The 14608-nt window shown below is 72.6% G+C and carries 14 protein-coding genes; 3 read left to right on the top strand and 11 right to left on the bottom strand.

Going from position 1 to position 14608, the window contains the following annotated elements; translation table 11 throughout:
- Positions 1–359: 359 nt before the first annotated feature.
- The 6 genes from ACXN5W_RS11110 to kdd are packed head-to-tail and all read right to left on the bottom strand — an operon-like array spanning position 360 to position 7196.
- Positions 360–1703: a glutamate mutase L gene (locus ACXN5W_RS11110; protein ID WP_473158123.1), complete on the bottom strand. Its 1344-nt coding sequence runs from the start codon at positions 1701–1703 to the stop codon at positions 360–362.
- Positions 1700–2110, bottom strand: a complete 411-nt coding sequence (gene kal / locus ACXN5W_RS11105; RefSeq protein ID WP_473158122.1) for a 3-aminobutyryl-CoA ammonia lyase — start codon at positions 2108–2110, stop codon at positions 1700–1702. The genes ACXN5W_RS11110 and kal overlap by 4 nt, the downstream gene beginning before the upstream one ends.
- Complete coding sequence (gene kamE, locus ACXN5W_RS11100) at positions 2107–2871, bottom strand: lysine 5,6-aminomutase subunit beta (RefSeq protein WP_473158176.1); 765 nt, start codon at positions 2869–2871, stop codon at positions 2107–2109. Before kamE ends, kal begins: the two co-directional genes overlap by 4 nt.
- A 56-nt stretch (positions 2872–2927) precedes the next feature.
- On the bottom strand, positions 2928–4523 hold the full coding sequence (gene kamD / locus ACXN5W_RS11095) for a lysine 5,6-aminomutase subunit alpha (protein WP_473158121.1): 1596 nt from the start codon (positions 4521–4523) through the stop codon (positions 2928–2930).
- Positions 4520–6148, bottom strand: a complete 1629-nt coding sequence (locus ACXN5W_RS11090) for an amidohydrolase (RefSeq protein WP_473158120.1) — start codon at positions 6146–6148, stop codon at positions 4520–4522. Before ACXN5W_RS11090 ends, kamD begins: the two co-directional genes overlap by 4 nt.
- Positions 6149–6152: 4 nt before the next feature.
- Positions 6153–7196, bottom strand: a complete 1044-nt coding sequence (kdd, locus tag ACXN5W_RS11085; RefSeq protein WP_473158119.1) for an L-erythro-3,5-diaminohexanoate dehydrogenase — start codon at positions 7194–7196, stop codon at positions 6153–6155.
- A 166-nt stretch (positions 7197–7362) separates the two neighbouring features.
- Between kdd and ACXN5W_RS11080 the strand changes: the two genes are divergently transcribed.
- Positions 7363–8793: a KamA family radical SAM protein gene (locus ACXN5W_RS11080; protein ID WP_473158175.1), complete on the top strand. Its 1431-nt coding sequence runs from the start codon at positions 7363–7365 to the stop codon at positions 8791–8793.
- A gap of 72 nt (positions 8794–8865) precedes the next feature.
- Here the strand turns inward: ACXN5W_RS11080 and ACXN5W_RS11075 are convergent, their stop codons facing one another.
- Positions 8866–9060 (bottom strand): CsbD family protein, encoded by a 195-nt coding sequence (locus tag ACXN5W_RS11075; protein WP_473158118.1) that lies wholly within the window; start codon positions 9058–9060, stop codon positions 8866–8868.
- Between the two features lie 192 nt (positions 9061–9252).
- Here ACXN5W_RS11075 and ACXN5W_RS11070 point away from each other — a divergent pair, with 192 nt between their 5' ends.
- The gene (locus ACXN5W_RS11070; RefSeq protein WP_473158117.1) at positions 9253–9828 is read left to right on the top strand and encodes a histidine phosphatase family protein; all 576 of its coding nucleotides are present in this window, start codon (positions 9253–9255) and stop codon (positions 9826–9828) included.
- Positions 9829–9957: 129 nt separating this feature from the next.
- On the opposite strand, the gene ACXN5W_RS11065 is transcribed toward ACXN5W_RS11070, so the two are convergent.
- Together ACXN5W_RS11065 and ACXN5W_RS11060 are read right to left on the bottom strand one after the other, a co-directional pair.
- Positions 9958–10410, bottom strand: a complete 453-nt coding sequence (locus ACXN5W_RS11065) for an Lrp/AsnC family transcriptional regulator (RefSeq protein ID WP_473158116.1) — start codon at positions 10408–10410, stop codon at positions 9958–9960.
- Positions 10411–10465: 55 nt separating this feature from the next.
- On the bottom strand, positions 10466–10870 hold the full coding sequence (locus tag ACXN5W_RS11060; protein WP_473158115.1) for a MerR family transcriptional regulator: 405 nt from the start codon (positions 10868–10870) through the stop codon (positions 10466–10468).
- Positions 10871–10962: 92 nt separating this feature from the next.
- Here ACXN5W_RS11060 and ACXN5W_RS11055 point away from each other — a divergent pair, with 92 nt between their 5' ends.
- A complete protein-coding gene (locus ACXN5W_RS11055) occupies positions 10963–12012 on the top strand; it encodes an aldo/keto reductase (protein WP_473158114.1) in 1050 nt (349 codons plus the stop codon).
- 89 nt (positions 12013–12101) lie between these two features.
- Here ACXN5W_RS11055 and ACXN5W_RS11050 read toward each other — a convergent pair whose 3' ends face one another.
- Together ACXN5W_RS11050 and ACXN5W_RS11045 are read right to left on the bottom strand one after the other, a co-directional pair.
- A complete protein-coding gene (locus ACXN5W_RS11050; RefSeq protein WP_473158113.1) occupies positions 12102–13244 on the bottom strand; it encodes an acyl-CoA dehydrogenase family protein in 1143 nt (380 codons plus the stop codon).
- Entirely contained in the window at positions 13241–14533 is a 1293-nt protein-coding gene (locus ACXN5W_RS11045) for a M24 family metallopeptidase (protein ID WP_473158112.1), read from the bottom strand. Before ACXN5W_RS11045 ends, ACXN5W_RS11050 begins: the two co-directional genes overlap by 4 nt.
- Positions 14534–14608 lie beyond the last annotated feature (75 nt).

Below are 14608 nucleotides of genomic sequence, written 5' to 3'. Positions count from 1 at the left end.
TGGCTGTTCCCGTCCACCCGTTGTCTACTGGCCGCACAAACCACCCCGTCCGGACACCGGTAACAGCGATCGGTTCGCGCCGCCCCGCCGACCCCCGCCCGCTGGACCTGGCCGCCGCGGCGGAACCAAACCTGCCGCTCGGCCAGCGGGCGAAGGGACGAAGCGAACAACAATCGCTTCCCGTTGTAGGACTCAAAGACGGTACGTGGTGCCCCCCCGGCGCTGTCAACCGCCCCGGGCCTGTCGCCGGTACCGATCCGGCGTGTCGAAGCCGACACCCCGCCGCCGGGCCCGGTGGACCACCCGGAAAACTCGCTCACCGACGTCCCGGGATCCGGGACGTCGGCCGCCGGCCCGGGTCAGTCCGGCAGCAGGTACCGGCGCAGCAACCCGGCCGCGGCGCCCGGATGCTCGGCCGCCAGCAGCCCACCGGCGGCCAGCACGTAGTCACCGTCCACCACCGCGCGCGCCGCCCTGGGCACCGACCACCCGCCGGCGTGATCGGCCAGCACCGCCGCCAGCACCGCCGACCGGTCCGCCGCGCCCGCGTGCCGCAACACCCCACCCGAACCGACGAGCAGCCGCACATCCCGCAGGTCCCGGGCGGCCCGTTCCCCGATCGCCCCACCCCGGGCGTGCCGGCGCACCGCCACCGTCGCCGCCAGCGACGCCAACCGCCGGTCCACCGCCCGGTCCCGCTCGTCAGCGGCCAGGAACCCCGGATCGGCCGCCCGGACCGCCGCGGCGGCGGCCAACCCGTCCCGCTCCGCCTCGTCGAGCAACCGTTCCGCCGCCGCGGCGGCCACCACCCCCGGCGCGCTCCACCGCATCCCCAGGTCGCCCTCCACGGTGCGGGCCCGCCACAGCTCACCGGCCACCGGCCGGCCCGGCCCGCCGGCCCGCTCGTCCGGGGTGAGCACCGAGTACACGTCCGTGGTGGCACCGCCCACATCGACCACCGCCAGGTCCCCACCACACCCGTCGGCCAGCACCTCCACCCCGGTCAACACCGCGTCCGGGGTCGCCGCCCGCACCAGCGAGGCGAACCGGCGCCCCCGCGACAGGCCCTTGCCGCCGATGACGTGCCGCAGGAACACCTCCCGGATCGCCGCGCGCGCCGGCCCCGGCGCCAACACCCCGATCCGGGGCAGCACGTTGGCGGTCACCGTCACCGGCACCCCCCGCCCGGCCAGGACCGCCCGCGCCTCGTCGGCGGCCTCGGCGTTGCCGGCCACCACCACCGGCCGTCGCCACCGGGCCCGCGCCAACCGGCCGGCGTTGTGTACCAGCACCTCCGCGTCCCCACCGTCGGTGCCACCCACCAGCAGCACCACGTCCGGCCGGGCCGCCCGCACCGCCGCCAGGTCCACCTCGGTCAACCGGCCCGCCGCCACGTGCACCACCCGGGCCCCGGCCGACAACCCCACCCGGTGCCCCGCCTGCGCCGTCACCAACTCCTCGTAGCCGACCACCGCCAGCCGCAGCCCACCCCCGGCCGACGAGCAGACGTACCAGGGCGCGGCCCCGACCCCCGGCACCCCGGCGGTCGCCCGCGCCACCGCCGCGTCCAGCCCGTGCAACACGTCGGTGCCGACCGTGGTGCGCGCCACCGCCGCCCCGGCCAACCGGCCGGCCGCCAGGTCCACCACCGCGACCTTGGTGAACGTCGACCCGACGTCGGCGCAGATCGCGTACCCGCTCACGCCGCCGGCGGCGGCACGACCACCGTGCCCGTCGCGGTCACCGCCACCAGCGGCGGGTCGAGAACCTCCGCCGCCGACTCCGAGCGGTCCGGGCGGCCCCGGCACACCACCACACAACTCAACTCCAGGGTGCGGCTGCGGGTACCCACCCGGGACACCCGCGCGGTCACCTCCACCACGTCCCCGGCCCGGATCGGCGCGTCGAACCGCACCTCGGAATAGCCCGCGAACAACCCCTCGTCACCGTCGGTGCGGATGCACACCTCCGTGGCCACGTCCCCGAACAGCCCCAGCGCGTACGCCCCGTCCACCAGGTTCCCCGCGTAGTGCGCGTGCGAGTACGGCACGTACCGTCGGTGTGTCACCGTCAACCCCAGCCGCGGGTCCGCGCCCGTCGTCCCACTCACACCCTCGCCGCCTTCCGGTTCGTGACCAGCGCATGTACCAGGTAACTCGCCACCTCACCGGGCGTGGTGCCCCGGCCGAAGATCCGGTCCACCCCCAACTCACCGGCCTGCTTCTCGTCGAACCGCGGACCACCCACCACCAGCAGCGGCCGCTTCCCCGCCGGCATCGCCTCCCGGAACGCCGCCGACATCTCCCGGGTGTTACGCAGATGCGCGTCGCGCTGCGTCACCACCTGCGACACCAGCACCGCGTCCGCCTTCGCCGCCCGGGCCGCCTCCACCAGATCCGGCACGCTCACCTGCGCGCCCAGGTTCGTCACCGACAACTCCCGGTAGTACTCCAGGCCCTTCTCCCCGGCGATGCCCTTCACGTTCAGGATCGCGTCGATGCCCACCGTGTGCGCGTCGGTGCCGATGCACGCGCCCACCACCGACAGCTTCCGCCGCAACCGCTGCCGCACCACCGCGTTGACCTCCTTGGCGGACAGCAGCGGGAAGTCCCGCTCCACCACCTCCACCGCCGAGACGTCGACCAGATGACCCACCCGCCCGTACACCACGAAGAAGGTGAACCCGTCACCCATCTGCCTGGCGTGCACCAGCATCGCCGGATCCAGACCCATCTTCCCGGCCAACTGCAACGCCGCGCCCTCGGCCCGCTTGTCGTGCGGCACCGGCAACGTGAACGACACCTGCACCATGCCGTCCCCGGTGGTGTCCCCGTACGGGCGCACGATCCGCTTCGCCGCGCCGCCGGTCACGCCGGGATCCTCGGCGCCACCGGCCGGGCTGACGCCGGGCCGGTCCGTCGCGGCCGTCACGACCGGTCCCCTTCCAGGATCTCCGTGGCCGGGTTGTAGTAACCCGCCTCGTGCGGCGCCACCCCGTCCAGGCCCCTGCCCCGGTCCGCCGGCCGCTTCATGATCCCGAACGTGCCGTCCGCGATCGCGTTCAGCAGCGGCCCGCCGAGAGCGTGCGGTTCGGCGGCGCCGGCACTGTCCGTGATCCTCGCCAGCAACTCGACCGCCTCGGCCAGCACCCGGTGCGCCCGGGTCTGGATGAACCCACCCGGCGCCGGCACGAAATCCTCGTGCAATCCGCCCGCCGCGCCCAACACGTACCGCACGTTCTGCAGCGCGATGTCCCGGTCCGACAACCACGGCGTCACCACCGCCTCCGTCATCATCCCCACCAGCAGGATCCCCTGGCCCGTCATCGCACCCACCAGGTTGAAGAACCCGTCCAGCAGGTTCCCCCGGAACACGTCCCCGGTCATGTGCTTCGTCGGCGGCATCCACTTCAACGGCGCGTCCGGGAACAACTCCCGGGCCAGCAACGCGTGCGCCAACTCCAACCGGAACGACTCCGGCACCTCCGGATTGATCTCGAACGCGTGCCCCAACCCCAACTGCCAGTCCGCCAACCCCGCCTCGTGCGCGAAGAACTCGTTCAACAACTGCGACACCGTCACCGTGTGCGCCTCGTCCACCGCGTCCGCCGTGGTCAGATAGTTGTCCTCACCGGTGTTGATGATGATCCCCGCCCGCGCGTGCACCTGCCGGGAGAACCGCTGGTCCACGAACGTGCGGATCGGGTTGATGTCCCGGAACAGGATCCCGTACATCGAGTCGTTCAACATCATGTCCAGCCGCTCCAGCCCCGCGAGGGCCGCCATCTCGGGCATGCACAGCCCCGACGCGTAATTCGTCAACCGGACATAACGTCCCAACTCCCGCGACGAGGTGTCCAACGCCGCCCGCATCAACCGGAAATTCTCCTGCGTCGCGTACGTCCCCGCGAACCCCTCCCGGGTCGCCCCCTCCGGCACGTAGTCCAACAACGACTGACCCGTCGACCGGATCACCGCGATCACATCCGCACCCGCCCGCGCCGCCGCCTGCGCCTGCGGAATGTCCTCGTAGATGTCCCCCGTCGCCACGATCAGATACACCCACGGCCGCCGCGGCGCATCCCCGTACCGCCTGATCAACCGCTCCCGCTCCACCCGCCGCCGATCGATCAACCGGATCCCACCCGCCACCGCCCGCCGCGCCCCCCGCCGCGCCGCCGTCGCCGCCTTCCCCACCGGCACCTCGAACCGCACCGACCCGGCCGCCGCCTTCTGCGCCAGCAACGTCAGATCATCGAGCTGCTCCCGCGCCAGCGCGTCGAACACCGGCAACGCCACCCCATGCCCCAACCCCACATCGGCCACCACCGCGTCCACCAGCCGGTTCACCCACGGAATCCCCTCCGGATCCGCACCCGCCACCCCGGCCAGCCGCAACACCGCCCGCTCCACCGACACCGTCGTGTGACCACGCGCCAGATCCACCACCGGCTGGCCCGCCAACCGGGCCAACTCCCGGGCCCGCGCCACCACCGCCGGATCCAATCCCAACTTGCCGCTCACGACGACCCGCCCTCCTCGAAAATCACGTCACCCCGCAGCACCGTGCGCCGGCACACCGGCAACGGAGTCGGATCCTCCGGCCCCCGCACCTCCGGATCGGCGGCCAACAACACCGGCAACCCCCGACGCACCCCCGCCGGCGTCGACCACACCGCGAACGTCGCCGCCGCACCCCGCGCCAACACCCCCTCCGCCGGCAACCCCGACCCCCGCGGCCGAGCCGGCAACGCCGCCCAACCACCCCGGGTGTGCGCCGCGAACGCCGCCGCCACACTCATCCGCTGCACCGGATTGAAATGCGCCGCCGCCGCCCGCACCGAACCCCACGGATCCAACGGCGTCACCGGCGAATCCGACCCGAACGCCAACGGCACCCCCACCCCGTGCATCGCACCCATCGGATTCGACGCCAACGCCCGCCCCGCCCCCAACCGCGCCGCGTACATCTGCCGCTCACCACCCCACAACCGGTCGAACGCCGGCTGCATGCTCGCCACCACCCCGAACTCCACAAACCCCGCGATCAACCGCTTGTCCATCAACTCCGCGTGCTCCACCCGATGCCGCCCCGCCCGCAACCGGTCAACCCCCACCAACCCGCCCGCCGCCGCGAACCCCGCCAACACCGTCGACAACGCCGCGTCACCGATCGCGTGAAACCCGCCCTGCATCCCCCGCCGCACACAATCCACCAGGTGATCCCGCACCTGCTCCACCGACAGGTACCCGTGCCCACACCCACCCGGCTCACCATCCAGGTACGGCACCGACACGTGCGCCGTCCGCGACCCCAACGCCCCGTCCGCGTACAGATCCCCACCCGCACCCACCGCACCCAACTCCCGAGCCCGCTCCGCACCCAACAACTCACCCCAGTAGCCGTACACCTCCGGCAACCCGTCACCCGACAACGCCAACACCCCGGTGAAATCCGCCTCGTCCGACGTACCCGGCCCACCACACTCGTGCACCGCCGCGACACCCAACTCCGCCGCCCGCCGCAACGCCAACCGCTGCGCCCGGGACCGCTGCGCCGCCGACACCGAACCCAACGCCACCTCCCGCACCACGTGATGCGCGTCCCGCCGCACCCAACCCGACCCGTCGAACCCCACCGCCTCCCGCACCCGCGGCGCCGCCGCCAGCAACGCCGCCGACACCAGCGCCGAATGGATCGACGCCTGCGACAGATACACCCGGCGACCACCCGCCGCCCGATCCAACTGCGCCGCGTCCGGCAACCGGGCATCCGACCACCCGGACTCATCCCACCCGTGCCCCAACACCACCGCGTCACCCGGCAGACCCGCGGCGAACCCCGCCACCCGGTCCAACACCTCCCCCGCCGACCGGACCGCCGACAGATCCAACCCGGCCAACGCCAGACCGGTGTCCGTGCAGTGCACATGCGCGTCCACGAACGCCGGCGTCACCAACGCCCCGTCCAGCTCCACCACCCGATCCGCCACCGGCGCGTCCCCGTCCGGACCCAACCAGTCGATCCGGCCGTCCCGCACCAGCAACGCCGTCGCCGACGGATCAGACGGACAGTGCAACCGTCCACCGCGATACAACGTCGAGGACTTCCCGGCCACCCGCGCGCGGCCCGACACCTGAGCAGTCATGACGTCAGTCTGCCGAAAGCCGGGCCTCGAACAGCGCACGCACCCCCGGCACCTCCCGCAACAACCCCAACGCCAGCTCCGCGTGCCCCGGCACGTACCCGTTGCCCACCAGCATCGTCACGTCCGCCGCCAGACCCTCCGCGCCCAACGCCGCCGCCGCGAAACTCGTCGCCATCGAGAAGAACACCACCGTGCCGCCATCCGCGGTCGCCAGGATCGCCCCGTGCTCGCACCCCGGCACATCCACGCACACCACCGTCACATCCGCCGGCCCGCCCAACGCACCGGTCACCGCCCCCGACAGCGCCACCGGATCCCGGGCGTCCGCCAACACCACCGCGTCAGCCAGACCCGCCGCCACCAGCCGGTCCCGCTCCGCCGGCACCGGCACCACCCCGACCGTCCGGCTCGCCCCCGCCCGCCGGGCCGCCGCCAGCGCGAGCGACCCACTCTTGCCGGCACCCCCGATCACCGCCACCGACACCCCGGCGCCGGCCGACCGGCGCGCACCCACCACCCGCGCCGTCAGCGCCGGCGCCCCACACACGTCCAACACCGCCAGACTCAGCTGCGGATCCAGGTCCCCGGGAAGCACCGCCGCGATCGACCGCGCGAACAGGATCGCGTGCCCCGCACACGGCACCTGCTCACCCCGGCCATCCCACCCGGCCAGCCCGTCCGACACCGCGAGCGGGGTCAGCGTCAACGACACCAACGTCGCCACCCGGTCACCCGGCCTCAACCCCAACGGCGAATCCGGGCCGACCTCGTCCACCGTGCCGATCAACATGCCACCCGAGCCGGTCACCGGATTGTGCATCTTCCCCCGGCTGGAAATGATGTCCAGCACCTCAGCCCGCACCGCCGCGCCGTCCCCGCCGTGCTTCTCGGCCAACTGCCGGAAACTCGCCGCGTCCAGATTCAGCCGCTCCACCCGCACCCGCACCTCGTCCGGGCCGACCTCCGGAGCGGTATCCAACCGGTACGCCGCCTGCGGCAGCACCCCCACCGGTTCCAGCACCCGGTGCAACCCGACCGGTGACGTCATGCCAACCCTCCCCTGATACTCCCGACCCCACTCGCCTGGCCGGAAAACTTACGGCAGAATAGTTTCTGACCAGGATATTTTCCAGTACCGTCCGGGGTCACCGCCAGACAGCGCCGCCACCCGAGGAGGACCCGTGACCCAGACCGAGCCCGTACCGGCCGCCCAACTGGGCGCGCCCACCCCTCGCACCCCCACCGAACCGGCACCGGAACACCCCGCCGAATCCCCCGCCGCCCGCACCACCCTCGCCGGCGGCCAGCCATACGAATACCGCCGCCGGCCCCTGGTCGAACCCGACTGGACCCGCTTCCCCGGCTGGCGCGACGTCACGCGCGAACAGTGGGAATCCGCCCAGTGGCAGCGCGTCAACTGCGTCAAGAACGCCAAACAGCTCCGCCGGCTCCTCGGCGACCTGGTGGACGACACCTTCTACGCCGACCTCGCCGACGACCAGGCCCAGCACGCCACCATGTCCATGCTGGTGCCACCCCAGATGCTCAACACCATGGTCCCGGACGCCCCACCCAGCACCGACGCCCTCTACGCCGACCCCATCCGGCGCTACATGATCCCGGTGGCCTCCGACCGCCGCACCGACTGGCCCTCACACCCCTACGCCACCCGCGACAGCCTGCACGAACACGACATGTGGGTCGCCGAGGGACTCACCCACCGCTACCCCACCAAGGTCCTCGCCGAACTGCTCTCCACCTGCCCCCAGTACTGCGGGCACTGCACCCGGATGGACCTCGTCGGCAACTCCACCCCCACCGTCGACAAACTCAAGCTCACCCTCAAGCCCGTCGACCGGTACGACGCCCACGTCAACTACCTCAAGGCCCACCCCGGGGTCCGGGACGTCGTCGTCTCCGGCGGCGACGTGGCCAACGTGCCCTGGCGCAACCTCGAGGCGTACCTGATGCGCCTGCTGGAGATCGAAACCATCCGCGACATCCGGCTGGCCACCAAGGCCCTCATGGGCCTCCCCCAGCACTGGCTCCAACCCGACGTCGTCGAGGGCCTCGAACGGGTCGCCCGCACCGCCTCCCGCCGCGGCGTCAACCTCGCCATCCACACCCACGTCAACCACGCCCAGTCGCTCACCCCGCTGGTCGCCCGGGCCGCCCAGACCGCCCTCGAGGTCGGCGTCCGGGACGTCCGCAACCAGGGCGTCCTCATGCGCGGCGTCAACGCAACCGCCCCGGCGCTGCTCGACCTGTGCTTCGCCCTGCAGGGCGAGGCCGGCATCCTGCCGTACTACTTCTACATGTGCGACATGATCCCCAACGCGGAACACTGGCGGGTGCCGGTCTGGCACGCCGAGCAGCTCCAGCACGACATGATGGGCTACCTGCCCGGCTACGCGACCCCGCGGATCGTCTGCGACGTACCGTTCGTCGGCAAGCGGTGGGTGCACATGGTCACCGAGTACGACCGCGAACGCGGCATCTCGTACTGGACGAAGAACTACCGCACCTCCATCGAGGCCGCCGACGCCGACGCGCTCAGCAAGCGGTACGCGTACTACGACCCGATCGACACGCTTCCCGAAACCGGCCAGAAGTGGTGGGCCGAGCAGGAGCCAGCCGGCCACTGAGCCCACCGCGGCGTCCACGTTTGAGGGCCCGGAACACCGCGGTGTTCCGGGCCCTCAAACGTCGGATCAGGATCAGGCGCCGAACGCGTCCTTGACGTCCCGACCCGCGTCCTTGAGGTGCTCGCCGGCCTGCCTGGTCTGCGCCTCGGTACGGTCGGTCGCGCCTTCGGCCTGCAGGCTCTCGTTGTCGGTGGCGTCGCCGAACTTCTCCTTGCCGGCGCCCTTCAGCTCTTCGATCTTGTTCGAGACCTTGTCCGCGAAGCTCATATCGCACTCCTCAAGTCGCCGTTTCAGGTTCGGGTCGACCTCTTTGGTGCCCGGTTCCGGTGTCGGGGAAACCGTTTTTCCGCCATGTGCCAGGCCGCACACCCCGTAGGGCGTCCTAGGATGCTAGGGGTATCTTTGCCGGCCGGATCTCCCCGTCGGGTGACCGGCCGGGTGCGGTGGTTGACTGGCCTGATGGGCGAGATCGTTCTTCTCAGACACGGCCAGACCGAGTGGAGCGCGGCGGGCCGGCACACCTCGTACACCGACCTGCCACTCACCCCCGACGGCGAGCGGCAGGCCCGCGCCCTCGCCGCCCCGCTCGCCGGGCGGCGTTTCGGCACCGTGCTGTGCAGCCCCCGGCTACGCGCCCGGAGCACCGCCGAACTGGCGGGGCTGACCGTGACCGACCTCGACGACGACCTGGCCGAGTGGAACTACGGCGCCTTCGAGGGCCGGACCACCCCCCAGATCCGCGCCGACCACCCCGACTGGGACCTGTGGGTCGACGGCTGTCCCGGCGGCGAATCGCCCGCCCAGGTGGGCGCCCGCCTGGACCGGGTGCTGGCCCGGGTCGCCGACCGGCTCGACGACGGAGACGTCGCCCTGATCGCGCACGGCCACAGCCTGCGCGTCGCCGCCGCGCGGTGGATCGGACTCTCCCCGGCCGGCGGCGCCCTGCTCTGGCTGGCCACCGGCACGCTGTCGGTACTCGGCTTCGAACGGGACCGCCGGGTCATCCGGCGCTGGAACGCCCCGGTGACCGGCTGACAGCCAGGTGACCGACTGACCGTCATCGCGGCGGCGGCAATCACTCGGGGCCGCGCCGAAATCCGGGCCGGGCCGTGGGACGGGTGAGACCCGGCGTTGCCCGCCGGGGTCAGGCCGGGTCGAGCCGGGTCAGAGCTGCGGGGCCAACCGGGGCGGCCGGGCCTCGTACGGCGTCGACAGCACCACGGTGGTCCGGGTGGTGACGTTCGCCGAGGTACGGATCTCCTGCAACACCCGTTCCAGGTCCACCGGGCCCGCCACCCGGACCAGCAGCAGGTAGAAGTCCTCCCCCGCCACCGAATAGCACGACTCGATCTCCGGCAGGTGGGCCAGCCGTTCCGGGGCGTCGTCAGGCTGGGACGGATCGAACGGACGGATCGCCACGAACGCGGTCAACGGCAGCTCCACCGCGTCGTAGGCCACCCGGGCGGCGTACCCGCGAATGATCCCGCGCTGCTCCAGCCGGCGCACCCGCTGGTGTACCGCGGACACCGACAGGCCCACCCGCTCGGCCAGGTCCGTATAGGACAACCGGCCGTCGGTGGTCAGCGCGGCGAGGATGGCACGGTCGGTCTCTTCCACCCGGAGAAACCTACCGGGCGCGCCGGTCCGGTGGGGTGCCGGAAACGCGCCGCGGTCAACCCTGGTCCGACACGGCCGACGCGCTGTCCAGAATGTCCTCGTACACCCCGATCTTGAAGGTGACCAGGTCCAGACACCGCCCAAGCTGGCTCATCTGGGCCAGCACCCGGGTCCGGTGCGCCCGCAGCAAGTCCAGCCGCACGGCCTCATTGCCCGCGCCGGCACGGACCAGCTCGGTGTACCGGCGGATCTCCGGCAACGGCATCCCGGACGCCCGCAGGATGACGCACACCGTGAGCCAGTCGACGTCCTCCTCCCGGTAGACGCGCCGACCGCCGACACCCCGGGACACCGGGTTGGCCAGGATCCCCTCCCGCTCGTAGAACCGCAGCGCGTGCACGCTGAGCCCGGTCCGCGCCGCGACCTGACCGATGCTGAGCGCGGTGGAAGCCTCCGCCATGGCCGTCACCATACGGCTTGACCTGGAGTCGACTCCAACTCATATGGTCCGGTCCGGCGGCCCGACCGGAGCCGCCGGAACGGAGCATCCCCATGCGTTACCGGGTCCTCGGCGGCACCGGCATCGAGGTCAGCGTCCACGCCCTCGGCACGATGATGTTCGGCGCGGTCGGCAACCCCGACCACGACGAGTGCGTACGGATCATCCACGCCGCCCTGGACCGGGGGGTGAACCTGATCGACACCGCGGACATGTACTCGGCGGGCGAGTGCGAGCAGATCGTGGGCCGGGCCCTGCACGGCCGACGGGACGACGTCGTACTGGCCACCAAGGTCCACTTCCCGATGGGCACGGGCCGCAACCGGGGCGGCAACTCGCGGCGCTGGATCCTGCAGGCCGTCGAGGACAGCCTGCGCCGGCTCGGCACCGACCGGATCGACCTCTACCAGATCCACCGCCCCGACCACACCACGGACATCGAGGAGACCCTGTCGGTGCTGACCGACCTGGTCACCCAGGGCAAGATCCGGGCCTTCGGCTGCTCCACCTTCCCGGCCGACCAGATCGTCGAGGCCCACCACGTGGCGGAGCGTCGTGGACTGCGCCGGTTCCGCACCGAGCAGCCGCCGTACTCGATCCTGGCCCGTGGCATCGAGACCCACCTGCTGCCGGTCTGCCAGCGCACCGGCATGGGCGTGCTGACCTGGAGCCCGCTGGCCTGGGGCTTCCTGTCCGGAAAGTACCGGGCCGGAGCGCCCGTCGACCTGACCACCGGCCGGGCGGCGCTGAACCCCGGACGGTTCGACCCGTCCCGGCCCGACACCGCCCGCAAACTGGCGGCCGTCGAGCGGCTCGTCGAACTGGCCGACGACCTCGGCTGCACCCTGCCGGAACTGGCCGTGGCCTTCCCGGCCGCCCACCCGGCGGTGACCTCGGTGATCATCGGGCCCCGCACCCCGGAACAGCTCGACAGCCTGCTGGAGGGCGCCGAACTCGTCCTCGACGACGCCACCCTGGACCGCATCGACGAGATCGTGCCACCGGGCACCGACCTGTATCCGCCGGACGGCGCCTGGCGCCCGCCCGCACTCACCGATCCCCTCCTGCGCCGCCGGCCGGTGACCGACCGCGCCGCCGCCTGACCTGAAAGGAAGGGCCCCCTGTTATCGCTTTTCGTATAGCAGGGGGCCCTTCTTAACAGCGACTGCCGCGGGGCCGCGTCGATCCGCCGTCAGCCCTTCGTCAGGGCGCGGGAGATCACCAGCCGCTGGATCTGGTTGGTGCCCTCGACGATCTGCAACACCTTGGCCTCCCGCATGAACCGCTCGACCGGGTGATCGGCCACGTACCCGGCACCGCCGAGCACCTGGACCGCGTCGGTGGTGACCCTCATGGCCACGTCCGTGGCGAAGACCTTCGCCTTGGCCGCCTCCACCGAGTACGGCCGGCCGGCGTCGCGCAGCCGGGCCGCGGCCAGCACCAGGGCGCGGGCCGCGGCCACCTGGGTGGCCATGTCGGCGAGCAGGAAACCCAGCCCCTGGAACTCGATGATCGGCCGACCGAACTGGTTGCGCTCCCGGGCGTACCCGCAGGCGTAGTCCAACGCCGCCTGGGCGAGCCCGACGGCGCAGGCGGCGATGCCCAGGCGACCGGAGTCCAGGGCCTGCATCGCGATCCGGAAACCGGTCCCCTCCGCGCCGACCAGCCGGTCGACCGGGACCCGGGCGTCGTCGAAGGCGATCTGCGCCACCGGCGAGGAGCGCAGGCCCATGGTGCGTTCCGGGGTCTGCGGCACGATGCCCGGCGTACCGGCGTCGGCCAGCAGGCACGAGATGCCGCCCGCGCCCGGTCCGCCGGTGCGGCAGAAGATGTTGTAGAAGTCCGCCACGCCCGCGTGGGTGATCCACGCCTTGGTGCCGGACACCACGTACGCCGCGCCGTCCCGGACAGCGCGGGTCGCCAGCGCCGCCGCGTCCGACCCACCCTGCGGTTCGGACAGGCAGTACGCGCCCAGCAGCTCGCCGCCGATCATCTCCGGCAGCAGCGCGCGCAGCTTCGCGTCGCCGTACGCCGCCACCGGGAAACAGGCCAGCGTGTGTACGCTGACCGCCTCGGCGACCGCCAGCCACCGACCGGCCAGGATCTCCAGCACCTGTAGGTAGACCTCGTACGGCTGCTCGGCACCGCCGTACTCCGCCGGATACGGCAGACCGAGCAGGCCGGAGCGGCCGAGGGTACGCAGCACCTCGCGCGGGAACTCGCCGCGGGACTCGAAGTCGGTCACCCGGGGCGCGAGTTCCCCCTCGGCGAGTTCGGTGACGAGGCCGAGCAGTTCCCCGGCTTCCTCGGTGGGCAGGATGCGGTCGACGGTCATAGCAGGACAAGCTCCGTGGGAAGGGTGTTCAGCCGTTGCACGCCGTCCGCGGCGCAGACGACGATGTCCTCGATCCGGGCGCCGTGCCGGCCGCTGAGATAGATGCCCGGTTCGACCGAGAAGGCCATCCCGGTCTCCAGCGCCAGCCCGTTGCCGGCCACCACGTACGGGTCCTCGTGCCCGTCCAGGCCGATCCCGTGCCCGGTGCGGTGCAGGAAGGCGTCGCCGTAGCCGGCCGCCGCGATGACGTCCCGGGCCGCCGCGTCCACCGCCGCCGCGCTGACCCCGGGCCGGACGGCGGCGACGGCCGCGCGCTGCGCGGCGTACAGCACCTCGTAGTAACGCCGGAAGTCCGCCGGCGGCTCCCCCACCGCGTACGTGCGGGTGGCGTCGGAGCAGTAGCCGGACGGCATGGTGCCGCCGATGTCCACCACCACCGGATCGCCGGGTTCGATCACCCGGTCTGCGGTGTCGTGGTGCGGGCTGGCGGCGTTCGGCCCGGCCGCGACGATCACGAAGTCGACGCTGGCGTGGCCCACCTCCCGGATCGCGGCGGCGATGTCCGCGCCGACCTGCCGCTCGGTGCGGCCGGGTCGCAGCCACTCGGCCATCCGGGCGTGTACCGCGTCGATCGCGGCCCCGGCCGCACGCAGCGCCGCCACCTCCGCCGGTGACTTGCGGATCCGCAGCCCGCGCAGCACCTCACCGGCCAACCGCCAGCGGGTGTCCGGCAGCACGGCGCGCAGCGCCAGCACCTGTTCGGCCCACATCCGGTCGGCCAGCCCGATCACGGCGGTGGCGCCGGGTCCGCTGATCGGACCGGCCCCGCCGGTGGCACCCGGCTCATCGGTGGCTCGGGGCCCGCCGGTGGCACCCGGCGCATCGGTGGGTCGGGGCCCGCCGGTGGCACCCGGCGCATCGGTGGGTCCGGGCCCGCCGGTGACGCCGGGGTCACCAGGTCCGCGCGGGGCGCCGCCGGCCTCGCGTAGGGCGGCCACCACCAGGGGGTACGGGTCGGTGCCGTCGGCGTGGTCGACGATCCGCAGCCCGGTTCCGGGCGCCGGAGACGCCTCAGCGGCGGGCCGCTCCAGCCGGGGCACGATCAGCGTGCCGACGCCCTCGGCCGGCAGCACCAGGCAGGTGAGCCGTTCCAGCGCGTGCGCGTGGTACCCGGTGAGGTACCGCAGGTCGGAACCGGGGGTGAGCAGCAGCGCGTCGAGGCCGGCGGACGCGGTGGCCCGCTGCGCGGCGGCGAGCCGGTCCGGCGGGTACAGCTCGTCGAGACGCATGCCGCTAGCTTAACGGTCGTTCGGGACGGTTCCGTACTTCGCCACCCGGACGCGGCGCACGACCGGGCGCGGGGC

This window comes from Plantactinospora sp. A48 (genome assembly GCF_055793945.1).
Note: the sequence above shows the minus strand (reverse complement) of the source record. Positions and strands in the feature narration are given on the sequence as shown.